The following is a 23,424-nucleotide window of genomic DNA, read 5'->3' as shown; positions in this document are numbered from 1 at the left end:
CGAGAGTCGGTTCGGCGGGCGACAGGCTCTGCGAAACCTGTCATCGTTGGGACCGCCATCATGCGTTCCGACGCCGAAGATCGGAGGACGACCATGTTCCTCGACGTTCACGACCGAAGTCTGCCCGAGCCGTGGAAGCCCGAACGGCCCAAACCGAGGCTCACCAAACGCCAGGAAAGCGCTCTCGCCTGGATCGTCGGCCTCAACCTCCTCATGCTCCTCCTCGGCCCCATCGCCGGAACAACGGTGATTGACGCCGTCTGGGCGCTCTGGGGCGGTTGAAACGGGAAACGGACGGTCGGCAGCCGACCGCTGCGAAACGGACCATCCGCAAAACTCCCCGACAGCGGATAATTTCGCAGCGCATCACGGGTTTGAGAGAGCGATTTTCCCATTATAAAACTACAAAGGACATATATTTACCGGCGTTCCCGCCCGTTTCCCCATAGGCTGGTCTCACCAGGTTGGGGACCGAAATGAGCAAGACGATCCGTTTCAACGCCTTCGAAATGAACTGCGTCGGCCACCAGTCCCCGGGCCTTTGGCGTCATCCGCGCGACCGTTCCTGGCAGTACAAGGATCTGGAGTACTGGACGGACCTGGCGAAGATTCTCGAAGGGGGGCTGTTCGATTCGGTCTTCATCGCCGACGTCGTCGGCTACTACGACGTCTACAAGGGCAATCTCGACCATGCCTTGACGCAAGGCGTCCAGATCCCGGTCAACGACCCGCTGCAGCTCGCCAATCCGATCGCGCTCGCGACCGAGCATCTGGGCATCGGCATCACCGCCTCCACCAGCTTCGAGCACCCCTATACGTTCGCCCGGCGCCTTTCCACGGCCGACCACCATACCAAGGGGCGCGTCGGCTGGAACATCGTCACCTCCTATCTCGAAAGCGGGGCGAAGAACGTCGGCCAGGGCGGTCTTCAGACGCATGACAACCGCTACGAGATTGCCACCGAATATGTCGAGGTCCTCTACAAGCTGTTCGAGGGAAGCTGGGAAGAGGGCGCGGTGGTGCGCGACCGGGAGCGCGGGATCTTCGCCGACCCCGCCAAAATCCATGAGATCGGCCACAAGGGCACCTATTTCGACGTTCCCGGCTACCATCTCGCCGAGCCATCGCCCCAGCGAACTCCCGTCCTTTTCCAGGCCGGCGCGTCCGGCGCAGGCAAGGCGTTCGCCGCCGGGCACGCCGAATGCGTCTTCATCTCGACGCCGCTGAAAAGCGCGACCAAGGCCTATGTCGCCGACATCCGCGCCCGCGCCGCTGCGCAAGGACGGGACCCGAAGAAGGTCCTGATCTACGCGATGGCGACGATCATCGTCGACGAGACCGATGAGAAGGCCAGGGCGAAGTACGAGGACTACGCAAAATACGCCTCCTATGACGGCGCCCTCGTCCTGATGTCGGGATGGACGGGCATCGATTTCGGCCATTACCGCCCGAGCGACACGGTCAAGAAGGTGAAGACCAACGCCATCGTCTCGGCGGTGGAGCAGCTGGCCGAGGGCGACAAGGTCTGGACCATCGAGGAGCTCGCCCAATGGGGCGGCATCGGCGGCATGGGGCCGCTCTTCGTCGGCTCGCCGGAAACGATCGCCGACCTCCTGCAGGAGTGGGTGGAGGAGACCGATATCGACGGCTTCAACCTCGCTTATGCGCTGGCACACGATTCCTTCACAGACGTCATCGGCTACGTCGTGCCCGAACTCCAGAAGCGCGGCGTCTACACGAAGGCCTACCGGCCGGGAACCTTGCGCGAAAAACTGTTCGGCGAGGGCGCCTATCTCCCCGAGACGCACCCCGCCCACCGCTTCCGCGACATCGAGCGGGTGAAGCGGGAGGAGGAAGCGGCAAGGCGCACCCAAGCCGCCTGACACCGAAGGAGCGTCCCGCCCCTTTCGATCGACGAACGCCGGCGCTTCGCGCGCCGGCGATGGCGGGCGCATGTCCGCTTGATCTCCCGAAACCGGAACCCTTTCAACCATGAGCCACGATCCCGCCCTGGAGGTCCGCAGCGTGTCCCTGTCGTTTCGGGGCGTGAAGGCGATCTCCGATCTGTCGTTTCGCGTCCGGCGCGGCGAGATCTGCGCCCTGATCGGCCCGAACGGGGCGGGCAAGAGCTCGCTCCTCAACATCCTCAACGGCGTCTACGTACCCGATAGCGGCGAGATCGTCTTCGAGGGCGAGCGCTTCGCCCGGATGCGCCCCGGGGATGCCGCCCGTCGCGGCATCGGACGCGGCTTCCAGAACAACGCTCTGTTTTCCGGCATGAGCGTTCTCGACAACGTCATCGCCGGACTGTCGCGGCGCTCAGCCGTGACGCTGATCGAGGAAGCGCTGCGGCTGCCGCGCGCTCGGAACCAGGAGCGCCGTTTCGAAGCCCGGGCGCGCGAAGTCCTTGCGCTTCTCGACCTCGAGCCGCATGCCGAGACGGTGGTCGGCACACTCGCCTACGGCATCCAGAAGAAGGTGGAGCTGGCGCGCGCCATCGTCGCCGAGCCGACGCTTCTTCTTTTGGACGAGCCGCTGGCCGGCATGAACGCCGCCGAAAAGGCTGAGATCGCCGCGCTGATCGCCCGGCTCAACCGCGATCTGAAGCTGACGATCGTCCTCATCGAGCACGACATCGGCATCGTTCTCAAGCTCGCCACCCACGTCGTCGTTCTCGACTACGGCCGCAAGCTCGCCGACGGGGCGCCGGGCACGATCCGCGACAACCCGGACGTCATCGCTGCCTATCTCGGCGCCGAGCATGGCGAGCTCGCCGCATGAGCCTGTTTCTGGAAACGCTGATCGGCGGACTTCTCGCCGGCACCATGTATTCGCTCGTCGCGATCGGCTTCGTCCTCATCTACAAGGCGTCCGGCGTCTTCAACTATGCGCAAGGGTCGCTCCTCCTCTTCGGCGCGCTCACCTTCGTCTCGCTGACCGATGCCGGCGTGCCGGCGGTCGGAGCCGCGGCGATCACGATCGCGCTCCTCGTCCTCACCGCGATCGCGATCGAGCGCCTGCTTCTGCGCCCGCTGACCAACCGCAGCCCCCTGACGCTCTTCATGGCGACGCTCGGCCTGTCCTACGTGGTGGAAGGCGTGGCGCAGGGGGTCATGGGCTCGCAGGTGCGCGCGCTCGATCTCGGCATCGAGGACCTCCCCGTCTTTTTCGGGGACATCCTCGTCAGCCAGTTCGACCTCGTCGCCGCCGGCGTCGCACTCGCGCTCGTCCTCGCCCTGTCGCTCCTGTTCAACCGGACGCGCATCGGCATCCAGCTGCGCGCCGTCGCCGACGATACGCGCGCCGCCCTGTCGCTCGGCATCGATATCAACCGCATCTGGCAGATCGTCTGGGCGGTCGCGGGCATTGCCGGTCTCGTCGCCGGTCTCCTGTGGGGCGCCCGCCAGGGTGTCCAGTTCTCGCTGTCGCTGGTGGTACTGAAGGCGCTCCCCGTTCTCATCATCGGCGGCTTCACCTCGATCGCCGGCGCCATCGTCGGCGGCCTGATCGTCGGAGCCGGGGAGAGCCTTGCCGAAACCTATGTTGGGCCGTTCATCGGCGGCGGCATCACGCCCTGGTTCGCCTACGCGCTCGCGCTTCTCTTTCTGTTCGTGCGCCCGGCGGGCCTTTTCGGCGAACGCCGGATCGAAAGGGTCTGACCCGATGTCGCAAGCCGCGCTTCCCGTCGTCACCCCGTCCCCTGTCCGCTCGGACGCACCTCGCATCGCGCTTCTGATGGCTGCCGGTCTCGTCCTTGTCGCGGTGCCCTTCTTCGCCACGGAATATTGGGTCAACGCGATCGTCGTGCCCTTCCTGATCCTGTCGCTCGCCGGGCTCGGGCTCAACCTTCTGACCGGCTATGCCGGCCAGCTGTCGCTGGGTTCGGGCGCCTTCATGATGGTCGGGGCCTATGCGACCTTCGCCTTCCAGCTGCGCCTTCCCGAATTGCCGCTGCCGCTGGCCCTCGTCGCTTCCGGTGTCATCGCCGGCGCGGTCGGCTTCCTGTTCGGCCTGCCCTCGACGCGCATCAAGGGCTTCTACCTCATCGTCTCGACGCTCTGCGCACAGTTCTTCTTCGAGTGGCTGTTCCTGAAGTTCCCCTGGTTCTACAACGCCAACTCGTCGGCGACGATCGCGCTGCCCGGCGGTCTCCATCTCTTCGGCCTCGACCTCAACGGCCCACATGGACGCTACTGGCTGACGCTTGGGGTCGTCGCGCTCTCGACCCTTCTCGCCCTCAATCTCGTTCGCTCCCAGACCGGGCGCAACTGGATGGCGGTGCGCGACATGGACACGGCGGCGGCCGTGATCGGCGTGCCGGTGCGGCGCGCCAAGCTCCAGGCCTTCGCCGTCTCTTCCTTCCTCCTCGGGATCGCCGGCGCGCTTTGGGCCTTCGCCTATCTCGGCTCGGCCAGCGTCCAGAGCTTCGGCCTGTCGCGCTCCTACCAGATCCTGTTCATCATCATCATCGGGGGTCTCGGCACCATCCGGGGCGCCTATCTCGGCGCCGCCTTCGTCAGCCTCCTCCCGCTCGGCCTCGACTGGCTGGTCCAGCATGTCTTCGCCGGCCAGGTCGACGCCGGCGTCCTTCAGAACGTCCAGAAGGCGATCTTCGGGGCCCTCATCATCTGGTTCCTGATCCGGGAGCCCGAAGGCCTTGCCCGTCTTCTCGGCCTGCGCCCATCGGGCGTTGCCCGCCGCACTCTCTTTCCCTCCGTTCAAAGGTAAGTCCCGTGAAGCGCCTTCTTTCCGTCCTGCTCCTGGCCGGGACCGTCCTCGGGTCCGCCGCCCCGTCCTTCGCCGATGGCGTAACGCAATACGTGCCGCTGCCGACCTACCGCGTCGGGGCCTATGCCTCGTCGGGCGAGCTCTGGTGGGCCGGCGAGCGCGACTATTTCCGCTACATCAACGAGGTGGAAGGCGGCATCGAGGGGGTCAAGCTCGACTACGAGGAGTTCGAGACCGAGTGGAGCCCGGACCGGACCGTGGAGGTCTACGAGCGGGTCAAGGCGGGCAAGAACGGCTCGCCCCTCGCCTTCTTCTTCACCCACGGCACGCCCGCGACCTATGCGCTTCTGGAAAAGGCGGCGGCCGACAGGATCCCGCTGATCGACCCGGCGGGCGGCAAGACCGAGAGCGTCGACGGCTCGGTGTTTCCCTACGCCTTTCCGCTCCTCTTCTCCTATTACAGCCAGGCCTCCACCGGCATCAACTACATCGCCGAGCGGGAAGGCGGCTTCGACAAGCTCAAGGGCAAGAAGATCGTCACCCTTTACCACGACTCCGCCTATGGCCGCGCCAGCCAGCCGGCGGTGGAGCTTCTCGCCGAGAAATACGGCTTCGAGAACATCCAGATTCCGGTCGCCGACCCCGGCAACGAGCAGTCGCCGCAGTGGCGCCAGATTCGCGAGGCCAAGCCCGACTGGATCTTCCTGCGCACCTGGGGCGTCTCCACCGTCGTGGCGCTGAAGACCGCGCAACGTTTCGGCTTTCCCGCCGACCATATCATCGGCGACGTGTGGGCGGGCTCCGAATCCGACGTCATGCCGGCGGGAACGGCGGCGGTCGGATACTCCGCCCTCGCCCCCTATCCCGGCGGCACGGACTTCGAGATCCACAAGCGTCTGAAGGCCGAAATTCTCGACAAGGGCAAATCCGACCTTCGCGACCCCAAGCTCTTCGGCGCGGTGAACTACAATATCGGCCTCGTCAACGCGGCGCTCGCCGTGGAAGCGCTGCGCACCGGCTACAAGCATTTCGGCGCCCGGCCGCTCGACGGCGAGGAAGGCCGCTGGGCCTTCGAGCATCTGGCGATCGACGAAGCGCGGCTGAAGGAGATCGGCTTCGACGGCCTTCTCCAGCCGATCGCCATCACGCCCGCCGACCACGAGGGCGGGGGCGCTGCCCGCATCCAAAGCTGGGACGGGCAGAAGTGGGTTCTGCAGACCGACTGGATCAAGGCCGACCATGACCTCATTCGCCCGCTGATCCAGGAGGGCGCCGCCGCCTACGCCGCGCAGAACAACATCACGCCGCGCACGCCCGAAACCAACTGACGACGTCGATACAAGCGAACCGCGCCGTATCACCCATGGGGGATCCTTTCATGACACGCACCCTTCTGAAGACCACGCTCGGCGCGATGGCCGCTGCGTTGCTGGCCACGGCGGCCTTTGCCGCCGACACGGCACCGGGGCCGGATTCTGACAAGCAGTTCTTTCCCATCGCCAGCTACCGCGTCGGCGCCTATGCCGCTTCCGGCGTTTCCATCTGGGCGGGAATGATCGACTACTACCGCTACATCAACGAGGTGGAGGGCGGTATCAACGGCGTGCCGATCGTCTGGCAGGAATGCGAGACGGAATGGACCGCCGAAAAGGGCATCGAGTGCTACGAGCGCGCGAAGAACGGCCTGAACGGCGCGCCCGTCGCCGCCTACTTCCCGAACGGCGCGCCGGCCGCCTACGCCCTGTCGGACCGCGCGGCCGCCGACAAGATCCCACTCGTGACCCTGGCCTACGGCCGGACGGAAGCCACGGACGGGCGCGTCTTCCCCTTCAACTTCCCCGTCGTCGTGACCTTCTATAGCGAGGCCTCGGCGCTGGTGAACTACATCGCCGAGCGGGAAGGCGGCTTCGACAAGCTCAAGGGCAAGAAGATCGCGACCGTCTATCACGACTCCGCCTATGGCCGCGAAACGCTCGACCCGCTGGCGCTGCTCGCCGAGAAGTACGGCTTCGAGAACATCCAGATTCCGGTGCCCGATCCCGGCAGCGAGCAGAACTCGCAGTGGCGACAGGTTCGCGAAGAAAAGCCCGACTGGATCTTCCTGCGCACCTGGGGCGTGTCGACGCCGGTCGCCATCAAGACCGCGCAGCGCTTCGGCTTCCCCGCCGACCATATCGTCGGCGACGTCTGGGCCTCTTCGGAGGACGACGTGATCCCGGCCGGCGAGGCGGCCAAGGGCTATCTGGCGCTGACGCCCTATCCGGCCGGCACCGACTTCGAGATCCACAAGCGCCTGAAGGAGAACATCCTCGACAAGGGCAAGTCGGACCTCCGCGATCCCAAGCTCTTCGGCAGCGTCTACTACAATTCCGGCCTCACCAACGCGCTTCTCAACGTCGAGATCGTGCGCCAGGCGCAGGCGAAGTTCGGCAACCGGCCGATCACCGGCGAGGAAGGCCAATGGGCGCTGGAGCACCTGAAGCTCGACGACGTGGCCTTGGCAAAGGCCGGCTTCCTCGGCCTGACGCAGAACCTGGCGCTCAGCCCTGCCGATCATGAAGGCGGCGGCGCGGTGCGCGTCCAGCAATGGGACGGGGCGAAGTGGAACCTCATCAGCGACTGGGTGCAGGCGGACCGGCAGACGCTGCGCCCGCTGATCGATGCCAAGTCCGCCGCCTACGCCAAGGAGAACAACATCACCCCGCGCGACGTCGCCAGCCAGTGAACCGCACGCGCCGGGAGTTCCCCCTTCCGGCGCCCTCCCAACCGCCGAGGATTTCGCCCATGGCCAACGCTCCCCTCGCCCCGCGAACGCAAGCCGCGACGCTTCTCGACGTGTCGGGCATCGAGGCGGTCTATGCCAGCGCGATCCTCGCCGTCGCCGACGTGTCCTTGCGCATCGGCGACGGCGAGATCGTCGCCCTGCTCGGCGCCAATGGGGCCGGCAAGAGCACGGTGCTGAAGGCCATCTCGGGGCTGGCCGCCGCCGACCGCGCCAGCGTTCGCCGTGGCCATATCCGCTTGCGGGGAGAGGACATTCTGGGGCTTCCCGCCAACAAGCTGACGGGTCGCGGCATCGTCCATGTCCTCGAAGGCCGGCACGTATTCCCACACCTCTCGGTGGAGGAGAACCTCCTGTCCGGCGCCTTTCTCCACCGGCCCGGTCGGCGGCGCCTGGCAGAGGATCTCGACGAGATCTACGGCTGGTTCCCGCGCCTGAAGGAGAAGCGCCGGGTGCAGGCGGGCCTGACCTCGGGCGGCGAGCAGCAGATGCTGGCGATCGGGCGAGCGCTTCTCACCCGGCCGCGCCTCGTTCTCCTGGACGAGCCGTCCATGGGCCTCGCTCCGCTGATCGTGCAGGAAATCTTCCGCATCATCACCCGGCTCAACCGGGAAAAGGGCGTGTCCTTCCTCCTCGCCGAACAGAACGCCGCCCTGTCGCTCCGGCATGCGTCCAGCGCCGTCGTCCTCGAAAGCGGGCGCGTCGTGGCGTCCGGCACGTCGGCCGAGCTCCTGCAGCGCGGCGACCTCCATCGCCTTTATCTCGGCGGCGCAGCGGACGATGCGCCCGCCGCCTCCCCTCTCCCATTCAACGGTGTATCCTGATGTCGCCCATCGATCGCGGCTGGGGCGAAGGCCCGAGCGAACGCTATGAAACCCTGGCCGGGCGCTTCCGGCCGATCTTCGCCGAGATCGCGGCGGGCGCGGTGACGCGCGAGCTGACGCGCGGCCTGCCGGTCGCCGAGATCGACGCCCTGCGCAAGGCCGGGCTCGGCGCGCTTCGCGTGCCCGAGGCCGAGGGCGGCGCGGGCGCGACGCTGCCCGAACTCTTCGCCATCCTGATCGAGCTGTCGGCTGCCGATTCCAACATCACGCAGGCGCTGCGCGGCCATTTCGGCTTCGTCGAGGACGTCGTCTCCAAGGCGCCGGGCGAGGATCGCAAGCGCTGGACCGAGCGCCTCGCCGCGGGCGATCTCATCGGCAACGCCTGGACGGAGATCGGGCAGGCTTCGCAGGACGGCTTTTCCACCAAGGTCTCCGAGGCGAACGGCGGCCTCGTCCTCAACGGCGCGAAATACTACACGACCGGCTCGCTCTATGCCGACTGGATCGATGTCGGCGTCGCGACGCCGTCCGGCGATGGCGGCACGGTGCAGGTGCGACGGAACGCGCCCGGCGTCGAGGTGGTGGACGACTGGGACGGCTTCGGCCAGATCCTGACGGCGAGCGGCACGACGACGTTCCGGGACGCACCCGTGGACCCCGCCGACCTCGTGGTGGACGAAGACAAGTTCCGCTACGGCGCGGCCTTCTACCAGACGGTGCATCTGGCGACGCTCGCGGGTCTGGCGCGCGCCATCGCCGACGAGACGGCGGCGGCGGTCGCTGCGCGCAAGCGCAACTATACCAACGCCGCCGGCCCGACCTCGGCCCAGGATCCGCAGGTGCTTCAGGTCGTCGGCCGCCTGCGCGGCAACGCCTATGTCGCGAGCGCCATCGTCCTCCAAGTGGCGCGCGCGGTGGAGCGCGCCTTCCAGGCGCATTTCGCCGGCGACGAGGCGGCCGAGGAACGCGCCAACGCGATCGCCGAGATCGAGACCTCGCAGGCCGTCACCGTCCTGACCAGCCTCGTGCTCGAATCGTCGACGATCCTCTTCGACGCCCTCGGCGCCTCGGCGACGAAGAAGCCGAACGCGCTCGACCGCCATTGGCGCAACGCGCGCACACTCTCCTCTCACAACCCGCGCATCTACAAGGACCGCATCGTCGGCGACTTCGCCGTCAACGGAACGCCCCCACCCTATCAGTGGCGTATCGGGCTGGCGGGCACATGACCCGCATTCGCTCGGCCTTATAGATCGTTCGGCTCGCACGCCGACGACGCCCATCGCGGCCGGCCGGAGCGATCCGTCCCCCCGCGATGGGGGCGGCCGGTTCGAGAAAACGAATCTCCGCCTCAGCGACCAAACAGAAAACTATATTTTGTAGATAGATAATTCGGATTTAAGGTGTGGGAACGCTTCGGCGGCGGGCAATGAAGTGCTCTCCCCGATGGTGTCAGATCCGTCGTTCGAGCTGGAACCGTTCCCATGAAGTCGCTGCTTCTCGCCACCGTCGCCACCGCCTTCCTCGGTTTCACCTCGCTCGGCCATGCGGCCGGTCTCAAGGTCGGCGTGACGCCGGGCGCCTATGCCGATTCCGTGGCCGCCGCCGCCGAGGAGGCGAAGGCGCAAGGGCTCGACGTCGAGGTGGTCGAGTTCTCCGACTGGACGACGCCCAACGTCGCGCTGGCAGCCGGCGACATCGACCTCAACTACTTCCAGCACAAGCCGTTTCTCGACAACGCGGTGGCCGAGCGCGGCTACGAGTTCACCGACGTCGGCACGGGTACGCTCGCCAATATCGGCCTTTATTCGCTGAAGCATAAGGGCTTCGACGAGATCCCGCAGGACGGGACGGTGGCGATCGCCAACGATCCGGTCAACCAGGGCCGTGGCCTCCTGCTCCTGGAAAAGGCGGGCCTCATCAAGCTGAAGGACGGCGTCGGCTTCCGCGGGACGCTCGACGACATCGTCGAGAACGCCAAGAACCTGTCCTTCACCGAGGTCGAAGGGCCGCAGCTCGTGCGCGTCACCGGTGATGTCGACCTTGCGCTCGGCTACCCGCATTTCATCGTGGCGGCCAAGGCCTTCGATCCGGCGAGTGGGCTGATCTATTCCGGCATCGACGACCGCCAGTTCGCGATCCGCTTCGTGGCGCGCAAGGACCGCGCGGACGATGCCGACATCGCCAAGTTCGTGAACATCTACCAGAGCTCTCCGAAGGTGCGCGCGGCGATCGGTACCGCCTTCGCCAACGATCCCAAGCTCTACACGATCGCCTGGGAGAACTGAGCGGCCGATCCCGCCCCGCGACGCCGAAGCCTCGATCGGAGCCCGACCATGTCCGAAATGTTTTTGCCCCTCCTGCGCGCAGGCTCCGCCACACCTTCGCCAGCGCGGGTTGGTCGGGCGGCGAAGCTTCGTGTGGGCGACGAGCGCGCGGATACGCCGAGGCGCGCCGGATCGGTCCGCTTCGAACGGATCGGCAAGACGTACCGGGCGGGTTCGGGCGAGGTCAGGGCACTTGGGCACATCGACGCCGACGTGCCCGGAGGCTCGATCTTCGGCATCATCGGCCGCTCCGGCGCCGGCAAGTCCACCCTCCTGCGCCTCGTCAACCGCCTGGAGGAGCCGTCCGAAGGCTGCGTCCTCATCGACGGCGAGGACATCGCGGCGCTGGATACCGACGCGCTCGTCGCCTTCCGGCGCCGGGTCGGCATGGTGTTCCAGCACTTCAACCTCCTGTCGGCCAAGACCGTGCGCGAGAACGTCGCGCTCCCGCTTCTCGTCGCCGGCGTGCCCCGCGTCGAGATCGGCCGGCGCGTCGACGACGTGCTCGCTCTGGTCGGGCTGGTCGGCAAGGAAAGCGCCTACCCCTCCCGGCTGTCGGGCGGCCAGAAGCAGCGCGTCGGCATCGCGCGCGCGCTGGTGTCGAAGCCCGACATCCTCCTCTGCGACGAGGCGACATCGGCGCTCGATCCCGAAACGACGCTCCAGATCCTGGCGCTCCTGAAGGACATCAACCACCGTCTCGGCCTGACGATCGTCCTCATCACCCACGAGATGAGCGTGATCCGGGAGATCTGCGACCGCGTCCTCGTTCTGGATCGAGGCGAGGTGGCGGAAAGCGGCGCCGTCTGGCAGGTCTTCGGAGCGCCGCAACATGCGGCGACCAAGGCCCTCCTCGAACCCTTGGCGCGGGGATTGCCGGACGACCTCGCCACGCGGCTTTCGCCCGACGCCTCGGGGCGCACCGAAGCCATCGTCGAGCTGCGCTATTCCGGGACCGAAGAGCCCGACCTGACGGCGCTCGGCGCTTCCTTTCCCCATGGCCTGCGCCTGCTCGATGCCGCGCTCGACCGTATCGGCGGGCATACGCAGGGTCGCCTGCTGGTCGCCGCGCGCCTCGGCGGCGCGTCCGGACTGCCGGTTCCCACGGATTTGGATGCGAAGGTTCTCGGCTATGTCTGACGCGATGATCGCCCGCATCCAGGCAGCCTTGATCGATACGCTCTCGATGGTCGGCATCTCGGCCGGGATCGCGCTCCTTGCCGGCATTCCGCTAGCGCTGTTCCTGGTTCTCTCGGCGCCCGGCGGCATCGTCGCCGCGCCCCTCGCCCACCGAATCCTGTCGGCCGTGGTCAACGGGTTCCGCGCCACGCCCTTCATCGTGCTTCTGGTGGCGCTCCTGCCGCTGACGCGCCTTCTGACCGGTACGACGATCGGCGTCTGGGCGGCGATCGTCCCCCTGTCGATCTCGGCGACCCCCTTCTTCGCTCGCATCGCGGAGGTCTCGCTGCGCGAGGTCGACGCCGGCCTGATCGAGGCCGCCCAGGCGATGGGCTGCCGTCGCCGGCATATTATCCGGCACGTTCTCCTGCCGGAAGCCCTGCCCGGCCTCGTCGGCGGCTTCACCGTCACGCTGGTGACGATGATCGGCGCTTCGGCCATGGCCGGCGCGGTCGGGGCCGGCGGGCTCGGAGATCTCGCGATCCGCTACGGCTACCAGCGCTTCGACACGACGCTGATGATGGTCGTCATCGCCATCCTCGTCGCGCTCGTCTCGATCGTCCAGTTCTTCGGCGATACCGCCGTGCGCCGCCTTCGCGCCCGCTGAGGAGCCTCGCGCATGAGCCCGGCCCCCGCCCATGTCATCCGCGACGACGCCGATGCGCTCGCTGCCGCCTCGCGCCTCGCTGAGGGAGCCGTCATCGGTGCCGCCGAGCGCGATCGAAACCGCGTGTTCCCACGTGTCGAACTCGATCGCTGGAGTTCCAGCGGCCTCGGCGGGATCACGGTCCCGCGCGAGTTCCGCGGTGCCGACGTTTCCTTTGCGACGCTCGCGGAAGTCTTCGCCACGGTCTCGGCGGCCGATCCCTCGCTTGGCCAAATTCCGCAGAACCAGGTCGGCGTCCTCGCCGTCATCAGCGAGATCGGCACAGCCGAGCAGAAGCGACGCTTCTTCGCCGACGCCCTGGCGGGCCTGCGCTTCGGCAATGCCGGGCCGGAGCGGACAGGCCAGCGGATGACCGACATGACGACGCGCGTCGTGGCAGGGGCGGACGGCCTCCGCCTGAACGGGCAGCGCTTCTATTCCACCGGTGCGCTCTTCGCGCACTGGATCCCGACCCGCGCCCTTGGAACCGACGATCGCCCCGTCTTCGTCTTCGCCCGCCGCGATGCGCCGGGCGTGAACGTCGTCGACGACTGGTCGGCCTTCGGCCAGCGCACCACCGCGAGCGGAACGGTCACCTTCGACAACGTCGCGGTGACGCCGGACGACATGCTGCCGCTTCATGCGATGGCCGACCGGCCGACCTTGGCGGGCCCCGTCTCGCAGCTGGTTCAGGCGGCGATCGACCTCGGCATTGCGCGAGCGGCCGTTGCCGACGCGGTGGCCTATGTCCGCGACCAGGGCCGGCCGTGGATCGATTCGGGCGTCGATCGGGCGAGCGACGACCCGACGATCCGCCATGGCATCGGCCATCTGTCCACCGCGCTCGCGGCGGCCGAAGCCGTGACGCGCGAAAGCGCCGAAACGCTCGACGCGATCGCCGCCGAACCGGTGACGCCGGAAAGCTCGGCCCGTGCCTCCGTCGCGGTCGCCGAAGCCAAGATCCTGACCACCGAGATCGCGCTGGAGGCGGCCGAAACCCTCTTCGATCTGGCAGGCGCCGGGGCGACGCGGGGCACCCACGCCCTCGACCGCCATTGGCGCAACGCCCGCGTCCACACGCTGCACGACCCCGTGCGCTGGAAGTATCATCTCCTCGGCAACTACGCCGTGAACGGCACCTTCCCCCGCCGGCACTCGTGGAACTGATGGCGGCGACGAGACGGAATATGGACACGGCAACCAGACCGGCGGTGCCGGTGATCGAAACCGACGCGGACGCGCTTCGCGCCGCGCATGCCCTGGCGCAGGACTTCGCAGGCGAGGCGGCCCGACGCGACGCCGAGCGCCACCTGCCCTGGGACGAGCTCGAGCGCTTCGTCGCCAGCGGCCTTTGGGGCATCACCGTGCCGCGGGCGTTCGGCGGGGCCGACGTTTCGGCCGGAACACTGGCCGAGGTGATCGCCACGATCTCAGCCGCCGACGGATCGCTCGGCCAGATCCCGCAAAACCACTTCTACGCGCTGGAAGTGCTGCGCTTCTCGGGAAGCGAGGCGCAGAAGGCGTTCTTCTTCCGTCTCGCGCTCGAAGGGCGCCGCTTCGGCAACGCCTTGGCCGAAACCGGCACGCGCGACTTCTCCCGGCGCACGCGGCTCGTGGAGAAGGATGGACGGCTTCGGCTTCACGGCGCGAAGTTCTATTGTACCGGCGCCCTTTACGCCGACTGGATCCCGACCCATGCCCTGGTTCGCGAGGGCGACCAACGCGACACGCGCCTCGTCTTCGTGCCGAGACATGCACCCGGCGTCAGCGTGAGCGACGACTGGGACGGGTTCGGCCAGCGCATCACCGGCTCGGGCTCGGTGCGCTTCGACGATGTCGCGATCGAGCCGGAATGGATCGTGCCGTTCAGCGCCGTCTTCAATGCGCCGACCACCGTCGGCCCGCTCGCGCAGATCATGCATGCGGCGATCGATCTCGGCATCGGCCGCGCGGCCTATGCCGACACGCTCCGCTTCGTTCGCACACGCGCCCGCCCCTGGATCGACGTCGCGATCGAGCGTGCGTCGGACGACCCTCTGACCCTTCGGGAAATCGGCGAAACGGCGGTCCGCCTCCGGGCCGCCGAAGCGCTCTTGGCCCGAGCCGGCAGGACGGTCGACGCCGCGCGCGACGCGCCGGACGAGGCCAGCGTCGCAGCGGCGTCCATCGCGGTGGCGCAGGCCCGCATCCTGTGCGACCGCGCGGGTCTCAGGGCCGCCACCAAGCTGTTCGAGCTCGGCGGCGCCTCCTCGACTTTCGCCGCCGACGGTTTCGACCGCCATTGGCGCAACGTGCGCACGCACACGACGCACGATCCCCTGCGCTGGAAATACCAGATCGTCGGACGATATGCCCTGACCGGCGAGCGCCCGCCGCGCCACGGCGCGATCTGAGAGGGTTCGATGACCGCCCAAAAGGAAATCCTCCTCAACGCGTTCACGATGAACTGCGTCGGCCACATCAACCATGGCCTGTGGACCCATTCGCGCGACAGCTCGCAGGACTACACGCGCCTGTCCCACTGGATCGATCTTGCCCGGACGCTCGAGGCCGGCCTTTTCGACGCCGTGTTCATCGCCGACATCGTCGGCGTCTACGACGTCTACGGGGCCTCGATCGACCTGACCGCGCGCGAGTCGATCCAGCTGCCGGTCAACGACCCGACGCTGCTCGTGCCCGCCATGGCCGCCGTGACGACGCATCTCGGCTTCGGGGTCACCGTCAACACGGCGGTCGAGCATCCCTATACGTTCGCCCGGCGCTTCTCGACGCTGGACCACCTGACGGGCGGGCGCATCGGCTGGAACATCGTCACCGGCTATCTCGACAGCGCCGCGCGCGCGGTCGGGCGCGACGCCATGGCCGAGCACGACGAGCGCTACGACCGGGCCGACGACTATCTCGACTTTCTCTACGGGCTTTGGGAGGCGAGCTGGGACGAGGGCGCAGTGCGGCGCGACAAGGCGGCGCGCCTCTACACCGACCCCAGGGGCCTCCACGAGATACGGCACGAGGGCCCCTACTATCAGGGCCGAGGCTACCACCTCAGCGAGCCCTCGCCCCAGCGAACGCCCGTCCTTTTCCAGGCCGGCACCTCGGGCCGGGGGCAGCGCTTCGCCGCGCGCCATGCCGAATGCGTCTTCATCTCCGCGTCCGACCCAGAAGCGGCGCGCCGGACCTCGCGGCAACTGCGCGAGGCGGTGGTGGCGGCAGGCAGGCGGCCGGACGACATCCGGATCTTCGTCGGCCTCAGCGTCGTGACGGGGGGAAGCGACGCGGAGGCGCAGGAGCGCCTCGCCGACTACCTCGCCCATGCCAACCCCGAAGCGGGCCTCGCCCATTTCGCCGCCGGCAGCGGCATCGATTTCTCGGCTTACGGCCTCGACGACGAGATCGCCTACGGCCCGACCAACGCGATCCAGTCCACCACCGCGGCGGCCCGGCGGAAGGGGCTGACCAAGCGCCAGCTTCTGGACGGGCTGAAGCTCGGCGGTCGCTATCCGCTGATCGTCGGCTCGGGCGACCGGGTGGCCGAGGAGATGATCCGCTGGATCGACGAGGGCGAGATCGACGGCTTCAACCTGACGCGCACCGTCGTGCCCGAATGCTGGCACGACTTCACGCGCCACGTGGTGCCCGCGCTCCAGTCGCGCGGGCGATACAAGACCGCCTATGGCGAGGGCACGCTGCGCCGCCGTCTTTTCGGGGCGGAGGACAGTTTGCCGACCCGCCATGCCGGCGCCGCCGCGCATCTGGCGGCGCGGGCCGAACGCCGCGACGCGAAACCCAGCCATTCGCCGATCGAGGTCGCATGACATCCGTCGCACCCCGCCTCGCCCCTCGCCGCCCGGTCGGCGCAGGTCGCACCGGACACCACGAAGGACATTCAGCATGAGCCGCTCCATTCCCGACGCCATCAACGTCCTGTGGTTTCTCCCCACCCATGGCGACAGCCGCTATCTCGGCACCAGCGAGGGCGGTCGCGCCGTCGATCTTCCCTATCTCCGGCAGATCGCCCAAGCCGCCGACCAGCTCGGCTATTACGGCGCGCTTCTACCGACCGGGCGCTCGTGCGAGGATTCCTGGGTCGTCGCCTCGGCGCTCGCCCCGCTGACCGAGCGGCTGCGCTTCCTCGTCGCCGTGCGCCCCGGACTCCAGTCGCCGACGCTCGCCGCGCGCATGACCGCGACGCTCGACCGGATCTCGAACGGCCGGCTCCTGATCAACGTGGTGACCGGTGGCGATCCGAAGGAAAACGGCGGCGACGGCATTTTCCTGTCCCATGCCGAGCGCTACGAGGTGACGCGCGAGTTCCTGGACATCTACAAGCGCGTGCTCGCCGGCGAGACGGTCGAGCACGAGGGCAAGCATTTCCGCATCTCCGACGGGCGTCTCCTGTTCCCGCCCGTCCAGACGCCGCACCCGCCGCTCTACTTCGGCGGGTCGTCCGAGGCGGCCAACGAGGTCGCGGCCGAGCAGGTGGACAAGTATCTCACCTGGGGCGAGCCGCCGGCACTCGTCGCCGAGAAGATCGAGACCGTTCGCGCCCTTGCCGAGACGAAAGGGCGCTCGGTGTCCTTCGGCATCCGCCTCCACGTGATCGTGCGCGAAACCACGGCGAAGGCCTGGGAAGCGGCCGAAGACCTCATCAGCCGCCTCGACGACGCGACGATCGCCAAGGCGCAGGAGGTCTTCTCGCGCATGGACTCGGTCGGCCAGGCGCGCATGAGCCGCCTGCACGGCGGCCAGCGCGACCAGTTGGAGGTGAGCCCCAACCTGTGGGCGGGCGTCGGCCTCGTGCGCGGCGGGGCCGGCACCGCTCTCGTCGGGGATCCGGATACGGTCGCCGAACGGATCGACGAATACCGGCGCCTCGGCATCGACAGCTTCATCCTGTCGGGCTACCCGCATCTGGAGGAAGCCTATCGCTTCGGCGAACTCGTGCTGCCGCGCCTGCCGCTCGCCCATCCGCTGCGCGCCAAGGCGGCCGGCGTGAACACCGGCCCCTTCGGCGAGTCGATCGCCGGCGACACGCGCCCCGCGCCGCTCGCCAGCCAGTCGTGACGACGGTCGCGATTCTCGGTGGCGGCTACACGGGCGCGGCCGTCGCCTACCATCTCTCGCTGATCGACACCGATCGCCGGACCTCCATCGTCGTCGTCGAACCGCGCGCCTCGCTCGGCGCGGGGCTGGCCTATTCGACAAGCGACCCCGCCCACCGGATCAACGTTCCGGCCGCGCGCATGAGCCTCGACACGCAGGATCCGCAGGCGTTCGAGCGCTGGCTCGCCGCAACCGATGCGCTGGAGGGCGACGAGGACGCGTTCGACGGCTCGGGCCAGAGCTATCCGCAGCGCGGCCTGTTCGGGCGCTACGTCGCCGACTGCCTCGCTCCCCCGCTCGCGACAGGCCGGATCGTTCATCGGCGCGCGTTCGCCCAAAGCGTGCGGCGCCGGGGGGACGGTTCGTTCGAGATCGCGCTCTCCGACGGCGCCTTGCATGCCGATCGTCTCGTTCTGGCGACGACGCACCCGCCCCCGGCCATTCCAGGCGCTTTGCAGGCGCTGGCGGGAAATCCGCGCTTCATCGCCGATCCGACCGAAGCCGGGGCGCTGGCGAGCGTATCCGCGCACGCGCGCGTCCTGATCGTCGGCAACGGCCTCACCGCGGCGGATACCGTCGCCACGCTCGACCGCCTGGGGCATCGCGGCTCGATCCTGATGCTCTCGCGCAACGGCCTGCGCTCGCGCGCCCATGCGCCCGCCCCCGTCGAGCCCTTCGGCGATTTCGTGTCGAAGCCAGCCGGAACGGCCCTCGACCTGATCCGCCGGGTCCGCCGCACGATCGCGCAGGCGCAAGCGCTCGGGCAGACCTGGCACGGTGTTCTCGATGCGCTGCGAGGCCAGGGAACGGAGATCTGGCAAGCCTTGCCCGAGCCCGAGCGGCGAAAGATCGTCCGCCGCCTGCGCAGCTTCTGGGACGTTCACCGCTTCCGGATCGCGCCCCAGGTGGCGGGCGTTCTGGAAAGGCTCGAGGGCGAGGGACGGCTGCGCTCGATCGCCGCCGGGCTCGTCACGTCTCGCACCGCCCCCGAACAGCTTCTCGTCGAATTCCGCCCCCGGGGCACGCGCGAAACCCGGACGCAGGCGTTCGACAGCGTTCTCAACACGACAGGCCCTGCCCATCGCAGCATCGTCGAGCGTCAGCCCGTCCGCTCCCTCCATGAAGAGGGACTGGCGACCCTCGATCGCGTCGGCCTGGGTCTGCAGGTCGGCCCCGATCATCTCGCCGTCGATCGCGACGGCCACGCGGTTCCCAACCTTTTCGTCGCCGGTCCGCTCGCCAGGGGCACGTTCGGCGAGCTCATGGGATTGCCGCAGGTGACGGCGCATGCGCAGGCCGTCGCGCAGGCGATCGCCGAGGGGCTGGGCGAGCCCGGCCGACCGTCTGCCTCGACGCCGCAGAGCCACAGGGCGACGGAGAACATCGAAGCGCACCCCGCGATCGGTTCATAGCCGCGCAATCTTCTCGGCGACGCACCACCGTGCCATCGCACCCGATGCCGAGCGACGAATTTGGGCAGACGATCGCGCTTAAGAGGACGCGACGAGATGCCCGTCGCCCACGTCCTGCAGGGTGAGCCGCGTGGGGGGATCGCCCAACGGTCTCACCGCGCTCGGGATTTCGCCCGTAAGGCGCGAAAAGCCGGCTCGGCGGCGGGCGGGATCGGGCACCGGCACCGCGTCGATCAAGCGGCGCGTATAGGGATGGCGCGGATCGCCGAAGACTTGGGCGGCCGTGCCGGTTTCCACGATCTGGCCGAGATACATCACCGCCACCCGGTCGGAGATGTTCTCCACCACGGCCATGTCGTGGCTGATGAAGAGATAGGCGATCCCGAACTCGTCCTGCAGTTCCCTGAGGAGTTCCAGAACGCGCTTCTGGACCGACACGTCGAGCGCCGAAACGCTTTCGTCCGCGATGATGAGCTTCGGCCTCAGCGCAAGCGCGCGCGCGATGCAGATGCGCTGGCGCTGGCCGCCGGAGAACTGATGGGGGTAGCGCCGCATCGCGTCCGCCTGAAGGCCGACGCGCTCGAACAGGGCCGCGACGCGCTCCTCGCGCTCGCGGGCCGAGCCGATGCCATGGATCGCCATCGGTTCGGCCACGAGGTCGCCGGCCCGGTAGCGCGGATCGAGCGAAGCGAACGGATCCTGGAAGATCATCTGCACGTCGCGCCGCAGCGCCTTGCGCTCGGGCACTGAAAGGCCTTCTCCCGAACGGCCGGCGACCGAGAGCCGTCCCTCGTAGGGGACGAGGCCCGCGATCGCCTTGGCGGTCGTCGACTTGCCGCAGCCGCTTTCGCCGACGAGACTGAGCGTCGCCCCGGCGGGCACCTCGAAGGAAATGCCGGCGACCGCGTGAACCTCGGCGACCGGGCGCCCGAAGAACCCGCCCTTCAGGGGAAAGCGGACCGCAAGATCGCGGATCTCGGCGACGGGCCGCGTCGGCGCCGAAGCAGCGCGCCCCCGCCCGTCGCCCATGCGCGGGACGGCGGCCAAAAGCGCCTTCGTGTAGTCTTCCCTCGGCGCGGCGAAGATCGGGGCCACCGCGCCGTCCTCGACCGCCCGCCCCCCTCTCATCACGATGACCCGGTCGGCCATCTCGGCCACGACGCCCATGTCGTGGGTGATGAGGATCAGCGAGGTGCCGCGCGTCGCCTGGATTTCCTTGAGGAGACCGAGAACCTGCGCCTGGATCGTCACATCGAGCGCGGTCGTCGGCTCGTCGGCGATCAGGACGTCGGGTTCGAGCGCCAGCGCCATCGCGATCATCACGCGCTGGCGCATGCCACCGGAGAGTTCGTGCGGGTGCTGCCCCATCCGCCGCTCGGCTTCGGGAATGCGAACGGCCTCGAGCGCTTCCAGCGCGAGTTGCCGCGCTTCTCGCGCGGACACGTCGCGATGCGCCTCGATCGCCTCCGTGATCTGGCGCCCGACGGTGAGCACCGGGTTCAAGGAGGTCATCGGCTCCTGGAAGATCATCGCGATGCGATCGCCGCGCACCCGGCGCATCCCGCGTTCGGGAAGCGTCATCAGTTCCTCGCCCGCCAGACGGATGGAGCCGCCGGATACGACGGGGCCGGGCTTGGGCAGGAGCCCCATCACGGCGAGCGAGGTGAGCGACTTGCCCGAGCCCGATTCGCCCGCGATGCATAGCGTCTCGCCGGGTGCCAGGTCGAAGGACAAGGCTTCGACAAGCGCGCGCCTCTGCGCGCCCTGCCCGACCGAGATCGTCAGATCTCGAACCGACAGCACGGGCTCGGGAGCCGGCGCCAGGGTGCCGACCTCCCTGTCCATCGCGGGCATCATCGTCATTCGAACACGACGCGCGGGAAGTAGAACGAAACGACCCAGTTCGGCATGTCGACGATCTCGGAGATCCGAAGATCGCCGCAGGCCGAGACGAGCATGTAGGCGTCCACCGGAGCCAGGTTGTAGCGGGCCGCCAGAAGCTCGACCATGTCGGCGACGGCTCGGCCCGCGCCCGTCATCAGGTCGGGCCCGACACCGGTCGTCACCTCGTAGCCCTTGGCGTCGAGATGGCGCGTGACCGGCCCCGGCGTCGTGAAGCGGGGCATGGCGAGATGGGCGCCCTTCACGAGATCGAGCGTCAGGACGGCGTTCATCGGACTTTCGATCGCCGTGCCGCAGACCTCGCCGTCGCCTTGCGCGGCGTGGGTGTCGCCGACCGAGAAGAGCGCGCCGGCCACCTCCACCGGGAGATACAGGACCGTGCCCGCCGACAGGTCCCGGATGTCGAGATTGCCGCCGACCCGGCGCGGCGGCACCACCGAGTGGTGCCCCGGCTCGGCCGGCGCATTGCCGATCGTCCCAGCGAAGGGCTTCAGGGGCACGCGCCCGTGCGCGCCGAAGGCCGCCGGCACGGTTCCGCTCGGATCGTAGTTCCAGAGCGTCAGGGCGGGCTCGGTGAACTGGTCCGCCAGGAGCCCGAAGCCCGGGATGTTGGCCGTCCAGCCGAAGCCGGACGGCTTGAAGCCGTCGATCGTCACCTTCAGCGCGTCGCCGGGCTCCGCGCCCTCGACGAAGATCGGCCCGGAGACGGGGTTGATCTTGCCGAAGTCGAGCGCCGTGACGCTTTCGACCGTGGACGCCGGCGTCAGCTGGCCGGCCGAGGAATCCCGGCATTCGAACTCGATCGTCGAGCCCGGCGCCACCCTCAGCGCCGGTTCGAGCGAATTGTCCCAGCCGAAATGGTGCTGGCGACCGTGGATCGTATAATCGCAGGCCTTGCACATCTCACTTGGTCTCGACGTAGCGATAGTTCATCGGCGTGTTGACCGGATCGACATAGAGTGCGTCGTCGCCGCCCATGCGGGCCGAGCGCATCGTGTAGCGCTTCTCGTTGAAGACCGGGACCCAAGGTGCGTCGGCCATCACCTGCTTGTAGACCTCGCCCCAGGCGCTCGCGCGCTCGGCGGCCTTGGCCGGATCGACCATGGCATCGGCGGCGGCGGCTTGTCCGTCCAGCGCCTCGTTGCAGTATTTCGCCCAGTTCCAGCCGCCGTCCGCCGCGCCCGCGCAGCCCAGAATCGGGCCGTAGAAGTTCGACGGGTCGGGAAAGTCGGCGATCCAGGCCATGCCGCCCGACCAGATCATCGGCGCCCCTTCCGCCGAGCCGCCGGCGGCGATGACGTTGGCCTGAGCCAGACTCTGGATCGAGGCCTTGATGCCGATCGCCGCCAGATCCTGCTGGATCGCCTGCGCGATGCGCGGCTGCGGATCGACGTTGGCGACGAACAGCTCGGTCTCGAAGCCGTTCTCATGGCCGGCTTCGGCGAGGAGCTTCTTGGCCGCGTCCACGTCGTACTTGTAGCCCTCGAAGTTCTGGACGTAGCCCGGCATCGTGGGCGGCAGCGGCTGGTTGGCGGGTGTCGCGCGGCCGTTGATGATCTGGACGATGCGCTCCTTGTTGATCGCCATGTTGACGGCCTGACGCACCTTCAGGTCGTCGAAGGGCGCGGCCTTGGTGTTCATAGTGATGTAGCCGGTGTGGAGCTGCACGCCCTCCACCACCTGCGCGGCCTCGGCGGGATTGCCCATCACCTCGCGGAACTTGGCCGGGGGGATGCCATCGCCCGGCACGTCCACCTCGCCGTTCTGGACGCGCAGGAGCGAGACCACCGGTTCCTGCCCGATCTCGAAGGTGATGCCGTCGAGCTTGGGCGCGCCCTCGCGGTAGTAGTCGGCGTTCTTTTCGAGAACGAGCCGTTGGCCGAGCGTCCATTCCGTGAGCTTGAAGGCGCCGGTGCCGACCGGGTTACGGCCGAAGTCGGCGCCGGACTTCTCGACCTCTTCCTTCGGCACGATGAAGGAGAAGTTCAGCGCCATCACCGAAAGGAACGTCGCGTCCGGGCGCGACAGCGTCACTTCGACCGTCTTCGGGTCGAGGACCTTGACGCCGGACAGCTCGGTCGCGGTGCCGCCCTGCATGGCGTCGAAGCCTTCGATCGAGCCAAGGAAGCCCGCGCCCGGCGACTGGGTGGCCGGGTTGACCGTGCGCTCGAAGGAATACTTGACGTCCTCGGCCGTCATCGCGCGGCCGTTGTGGAATTTGACGCCGTCGCGCAGCTTGAAGGTGAAAACCTTGCCGTCAGGCGAGATCTCGTAGCTCTCGGCCAGCCCCGGCCGCAGCGTGGCGGTGCCCGGCTCGTAGTCCATCAGCCCGTCGAAGATCGACTTGATCATCGAGAAGTTTTGCCAGTCGTAGCCGATCGCCGGGTCGAGCGTCGCGATATCGTCCTTGTAGGTGACGGTGATCGTCTTGGCGTCCTGCGCCAGGGCCGCGGCCGGAGCGGAAAGGAGCGACGCGGTGATGGCGAGCGCCGCGGCGCTCCGCTTGAAGAGGGACGTCATG

General features: G+C 68.1%; 20 protein-coding genes. 17 read left to right on the top strand and 3 right to left on the bottom strand.

Features of this window, described 5'->3' with window-relative positions; translation table 11 throughout:
- The first annotated feature begins 93 nt into the window (after positions 1-93).
- The 17 genes from H7A85_RS07525 to H7A85_RS07445 all read left to right on the top strand — a co-directional run bounded on the left by H7A85_RS07525 (position 94) and on the right by H7A85_RS07445 (position 19,001).
- Positions 94-282 (top strand): hypothetical protein, encoded by a 189-nt coding sequence (locus H7A85_RS07525; protein WP_182085303.1) that lies wholly within the window; start codon positions 94-96, stop codon positions 280-282.
- A gap of 194 nt (positions 283-476) precedes the next feature.
- On the top strand, positions 477-1,883 hold the full coding sequence (locus tag H7A85_RS07520) for an LLM class flavin-dependent oxidoreductase (RefSeq protein WP_182085302.1): 1,407 nt from the start codon (positions 477-479) through the stop codon (positions 1,881-1,883).
- Positions 1,884-1,992: 109 nt separating this feature from the next.
- Complete coding sequence (locus H7A85_RS07515) at positions 1,993-2,781, top strand: ABC transporter ATP-binding protein (RefSeq protein ID WP_182085301.1); 789 nt, start codon at positions 1,993-1,995, stop codon at positions 2,779-2,781.
- Entirely contained in the window at positions 2,778-3,659 is an 882-nt protein-coding gene (locus tag H7A85_RS07510) for a branched-chain amino acid ABC transporter permease (protein WP_182085300.1), read from the top strand. Before H7A85_RS07515 ends, H7A85_RS07510 begins: the two co-directional genes overlap by 4 nt.
- Positions 3,660-3,663: 4 nt before the next feature.
- A complete protein-coding gene (locus tag H7A85_RS07505; protein ID WP_182085299.1) occupies positions 3,664-4,728 on the top strand; it encodes a branched-chain amino acid ABC transporter permease in 1,065 nt (354 codons plus the stop codon).
- A 5-nt stretch (positions 4,729-4,733) separates the two neighbouring features.
- Complete coding sequence (locus H7A85_RS07500; RefSeq protein ID WP_182085298.1) at positions 4,734-6,056, top strand: ABC transporter substrate-binding protein; 1,323 nt, start codon at positions 4,734-4,736, stop codon at positions 6,054-6,056.
- Positions 6,057-6,142: 86 nt separating this feature from the next.
- Positions 6,143-7,453 (top strand): ABC transporter substrate-binding protein, encoded by a 1,311-nt coding sequence (locus H7A85_RS07495; protein ID WP_244631046.1) that lies wholly within the window; start codon positions 6,143-6,145, stop codon positions 7,451-7,453.
- Between the two features lie 59 nt (positions 7,454-7,512).
- The gene (locus H7A85_RS07490) at positions 7,513-8,334 is read left to right on the top strand and encodes an ABC transporter ATP-binding protein (protein ID WP_182085296.1); all 822 of its coding nucleotides are present in this window, start codon (positions 7,513-7,515) and stop codon (positions 8,332-8,334) included.
- On the top strand, positions 8,334-9,563 hold the full coding sequence (locus tag H7A85_RS07485; RefSeq protein ID WP_182085295.1) for an acyl-CoA dehydrogenase family protein: 1,230 nt from the start codon (positions 8,334-8,336) through the stop codon (positions 9,561-9,563). The genes H7A85_RS07490 and H7A85_RS07485 overlap by 1 nt, the downstream gene beginning before the upstream one ends.
- 255 nt (positions 9,564-9,818) lie before the next feature.
- Entirely contained in the window at positions 9,819-10,622 is an 804-nt protein-coding gene (locus H7A85_RS07480) for a MetQ/NlpA family ABC transporter substrate-binding protein (RefSeq protein WP_182085294.1), read from the top strand.
- A 132-nt stretch (positions 10,623-10,754) separates the two neighbouring features.
- A complete protein-coding gene (locus tag H7A85_RS07475; protein ID WP_244631026.1) occupies positions 10,755-11,801 on the top strand; it encodes an ATP-binding cassette domain-containing protein in 1,047 nt (348 codons plus the stop codon).
- The gene (locus H7A85_RS07470) at positions 11,794-12,447 is read left to right on the top strand and encodes a methionine ABC transporter permease (protein WP_182085293.1); all 654 of its coding nucleotides are present in this window, start codon (positions 11,794-11,796) and stop codon (positions 12,445-12,447) included. Before H7A85_RS07475 ends, H7A85_RS07470 begins: the two co-directional genes overlap by 8 nt.
- Before the next feature lie 12 nt (positions 12,448-12,459).
- The gene (locus H7A85_RS07465; RefSeq protein WP_182085292.1) at positions 12,460-13,653 is read left to right on the top strand and encodes an SfnB family sulfur acquisition oxidoreductase; all 1,194 of its coding nucleotides are present in this window, start codon (positions 12,460-12,462) and stop codon (positions 13,651-13,653) included.
- Between the two features lie 20 nt (positions 13,654-13,673).
- On the top strand, positions 13,674-14,879 hold the full coding sequence (locus H7A85_RS07460; protein ID WP_210270229.1) for an SfnB family sulfur acquisition oxidoreductase: 1,206 nt from the start codon (positions 13,674-13,676) through the stop codon (positions 14,877-14,879).
- A 9-nt stretch (positions 14,880-14,888) separates the two neighbouring features.
- On the top strand, positions 14,889-16,301 hold the full coding sequence (locus tag H7A85_RS07455; protein ID WP_182085290.1) for an LLM class flavin-dependent oxidoreductase: 1,413 nt from the start codon (positions 14,889-14,891) through the stop codon (positions 16,299-16,301).
- A gap of 76 nt (positions 16,302-16,377) precedes the next feature.
- A complete protein-coding gene (gene ssuD / locus H7A85_RS07450) occupies positions 16,378-17,550 on the top strand; it encodes an FMNH2-dependent alkanesulfonate monooxygenase (RefSeq protein ID WP_182085289.1) in 1,173 nt (390 codons plus the stop codon).
- Positions 17,547-19,001 carry an FAD/NAD(P)-binding protein gene (locus H7A85_RS07445; protein WP_182085288.1) on the top strand — a complete coding sequence of 485 codons (1,455 nt, stop codon included), beginning with the start codon at positions 17,547-17,549 and terminating at the stop codon, positions 18,999-19,001. The genes ssuD and H7A85_RS07445 overlap by 4 nt, the downstream gene beginning before the upstream one ends.
- A gap of 78 nt (positions 19,002-19,079) precedes the next feature.
- Here H7A85_RS07445 and H7A85_RS07440 read toward each other — a convergent pair whose 3' ends face one another.
- From H7A85_RS07440 to H7A85_RS07430, 3 genes are read right to left on the bottom strand one after another with little or no spacing between them, the layout of a single operon-like run.
- Entirely contained in the window at positions 19,080-20,846 is a 1,767-nt protein-coding gene (locus H7A85_RS07440) for an ABC transporter ATP-binding protein (RefSeq protein ID WP_182085287.1), read from the bottom strand.
- 14 nt (positions 20,847-20,860) lie between these two features.
- Positions 20,861-21,805: an acetamidase/formamidase family protein gene (locus tag H7A85_RS07435; RefSeq protein ID WP_182085286.1), complete on the bottom strand. Its 945-nt coding sequence runs from the start codon at positions 21,803-21,805 to the stop codon at positions 20,861-20,863.
- A gap of 1 nt (position 21,806) precedes the next feature.
- A complete protein-coding gene (locus H7A85_RS07430; protein WP_182085285.1) occupies positions 21,807-23,423 on the bottom strand; it encodes an ABC transporter substrate-binding protein in 1,617 nt (538 codons plus the stop codon).
- Between the last annotated feature and the right edge of the window lies 1 nt (position 23,424).

It is taken from the genome of Aureimonas sp. ME7 (genome assembly GCF_903970965.1).
Taxonomy (GTDB): Bacteria; Pseudomonadota; Alphaproteobacteria; order Rhizobiales; family Rhizobiaceae; genus Aureimonas.
The sequence above is the reverse complement of the archived record's forward strand: the minus strand, read 5'-3'. Positions and strand labels throughout refer to the sequence as shown.